The sequence below is a fragment of the Colwellia sp. 6M3 genome (assembly GCF_014077595.1).
Classification (GTDB): domain Bacteria; phylum Pseudomonadota; class Gammaproteobacteria; order Enterobacterales; family Alteromonadaceae; genus Cognaticolwellia.
Genome location: NZ_JACGWF010000162.1, coordinates 1 through 3,168 on the forward strand (window position 1 = coordinate 1; position 3,168 = coordinate 3,168).

Here is a 3,168-nt window from a genome sequence, read left to right on the forward strand (position 1 = left end):
CTTAATTAACTGTAATTGTATCAATAAGTTTTCAGGGGCTAATATAAGTGCTCTTTTTAATACTGCTTGCGCTTTTAAAGGCTCATTAGTCTTGGAATATAATTGGCTTAGTTCATAAAATGCTCTTGGACCTTCTACTATTCCTTCAAGTATTTCAATTTGCTTTATAGCTTGCTTTGTATCTTTAATAGCTAAATAGATTTCAATTCTTTGCTTTATATATTCAGGGTTTAAAAACACTAACTTATTGAGGTTGTCTAATTCGTTTAGTGCTGATTCATAGTCACCTTGTTGCATATAGATATCGACTAAAACCTCAGAGGCTTTGATGTTAGTTTTACTAGCACTGGTTAATTTTGTCAGTTTCTCAAGAGCAAGGGCGGTATTGTCCATGTCTCGATCTAGCTTGGCGTCTAAAATAATTAAGGGAGCAAATGCTGACTGTGTTTCTAAAAGTTTTGTTGTTATAACTTTAGCATCCTCAAATTCACCTAATGCCGCTTTAGCGTTAGCAATATTAAAAAGGCTGTTAAAGTCTCCAGGTTTAATAGATAAAACTTGCTCAAATGTTTTAACCGCGGGGTTCCATTGCTGCTGTTGTAACAACAACACACCTTTAAAGGTTAAAAAATCGGAATTTAATGGTTGTGCTTCTAAGAGAGTGTCGGCAATTTCATTTGCTTCTGCTATTTTTTTATTGGCACGGTAGACAAGACCCTTAGTAAGCAAAAATATACCATTAAATTCTTTTGGTTGATGTTGGTCAAGTAAGGTAATTGCGTTATCAAATTGCTCTATTTTTGATAAGTAATTCACTTTCGCAAATATTAACGCCTGGCTGTTTTTAAATTCGTCTTCTAAGGTTGTTATTAATCGCTCAGCTTTATAAATTTTTTGATTGTTTAAATATAAATCTATTAGTTTTGTTGCTAACGGTAAGTTGTTAACAATCAGTTTTTCTTTCGCTTCAAGTAAATCTAAGGCTTTATCTTGTTGGTTTTGGCGTAAATATATGTCAACTAACATTTTTATAGCGGCAAAGTCTTGTGGTACATCTCTTAAATAGGCGAGTAGTTCTTTTTGAGCCACTTCAAAGTCATTTTGTAAATATGCCGCAGCACCAGCAACATAGGTAAGTGAGGCGTTAGTACTTTTTTGCTCGTCGGTATATAAGGATAATTTTTGGCTGATGTCTATAAGCACGGCTTTAGCTTCTTCAAACTTAGCTGTATTGGCTAAGAGTTCGCTTTGTAGTAATTTTGCCATAGGATCATCAGGTGTATTAATCAAAATTTTATTAACCAATAAGAGTGCTTCTTCAAACTTGCCAACATTAGTATAGGCATTAGCGAGTGAGCGCTGCACAATAGGGTCGTTATTATCAATGTTATAGGCAGTTTCGAAAGCATTTAAAGCACTTTTATTATCTTTTTTACTTATGTATAGCTGACCTTTAAGATGCCAAATTCTGCTTTGTTCAGGATATAAAGTAATGACTTGATCAATTAATTTTTCTGCTGTGCTGTAATTTTGTTGGTTTAATTCAAATGCGGCGAGAGAACCCAGCGCTCGATCATTTGTTGGTGCTAGGCTTAGCGCAAGATTAAAATATTTACGAGTCTCCTCTATGTTGTCTAGCGCACGATAAGCGTTAGCCGACAACAGATACCATGTAAGTTTATTTTCGGTATTTAACGATTTACCTTTCCCTAAATCAATAACTTGTTGATACTCTCGAGCGATAATCAAGGCACTGCCTAACTCATTTAAGAATAAGTTAATATCAGCGCCTTCAATTAATGCTTCATCGAGTATCGCGATGCCGTCACCAAAATATTGTTTATGCATTAATACTTTGCCCATTAATACTTTAGCTGAAAGGTTTTCAGGTTCGTCTTGCATAACGTTCTTTAAATGAATATAAGCTTCTTCAATTTGATTACTATTATAAGCGGTGAGTGCTTTTTCAAAGTTGTTGGCAGCAGCTGTAATAGAGCTGATTAGAAAAATACTGAATAAAAATAATCGCATGGCAATCCAAAATATAAAGAGTGAATAAACTAACATAAGTAATTATTGCTTAATCTAGCCTATTCTAAAAGGAATAATAAGTTAAATTAATGTCATAAGAAGAGTCATTAGAAAGCTTAGGGCATAAAAAAAGATGGCTTAGCCATCTTTTTTATTAAGAAATATTTATTACTTTAGCTTCTTACGACTAGAGGCAAATAAGCCTGCAATAGCTAAACCAAACAAAGCAATTGAGCTCGGCTCAGGTACGCTGGTTGCTGGAGATTGTGAACTTGTAGTAAAAGTAATGCCAGCTAACTTCATGCCGTCATCACCTTCCCAACTTGTATTACCACCAAATACTGCGGCATTTAATGCACCAATCAACCAGAAATTTGAGCTTGTATTCGCTAAGTTTGAAGCGTTACCACTACCTGTTTGACCAAAGTTAGTATAGTAAGCTTGCTTATCAGTGCCAGAATAACGCATTTGAGACCAGTTTGAAGCGATTGTCTGATTGTCTTTAACATCTTGCCAAGTACTTTGATCAAGTGAACCTGAGCGTAATGCAGCTACACTAACTTGGTTAGACGCGGTTGCTTCTGATTTAGTTTCTGTGTAAGATCTTCCATTATTGTCTCTATATCTCCAGCTGTAAGTTGCACTGTTAAGTGTTACTACTTCTGAAAACTCTAAAAGAAAGAAATCATAATCTTGGTAGTTACAGTCAGCTCCAAGGTTATCTGCAGAATGAGAATAACCACAGTTACCTGAGTTCATCTCATCAGTATTTTCTATTGACCAGCCATAACCATTTTTATCAAAGTCTACCGCACGCTCAATTGTTGGGTCGAAGTCTTCTGAGTTTGAAGCAGTATTACCAGCAGTATCTGACCAACCAGAAACTTTAACATCGACGCCACCGAAATTAACTTCAAATTGATTGAAGTTGTTACCAGTATCAGAAACGCCACCAAAATGACCTGATGTAGTTGTTACACTTGCCATAGCTGACGATGATACTAATAACGCAGCGATCAAACTTATATTTTTTATGTTATTTAACATATAAACTCCATTTACCTTACTAAGACTACTATTTAGATTTATTTAAACCTAACATAGAGATAAAATTATATATTGTACTTATAAGCAAAT

The 3,168-nt window shown here is 34.8% G+C and carries 2 protein-coding genes; both read right to left on the reverse strand.

Features of this window, described 5'->3' with window-relative positions:
- Nucleotides 1-2,031, reverse strand: a 2,031-nt coding sequence (locus H4J50_RS18645; RefSeq protein ID WP_182257659.1) for a tetratricopeptide repeat protein, incomplete at its 3' end; no start/stop codon positions are given.
- 168 nt (nt 2,032-2,199) lie between these two features.
- Complete coding sequence (xdp1, locus tag H4J50_RS18650) at nt 2,200-3,078, reverse strand: exosortase-dependent surface protein XDP1 (RefSeq protein WP_182257660.1); 879 nt, start codon at nt 3,076-3,078, stop codon at nt 2,200-2,202.
- Nucleotides 3,079-3,168 lie beyond the last annotated feature (90 nt).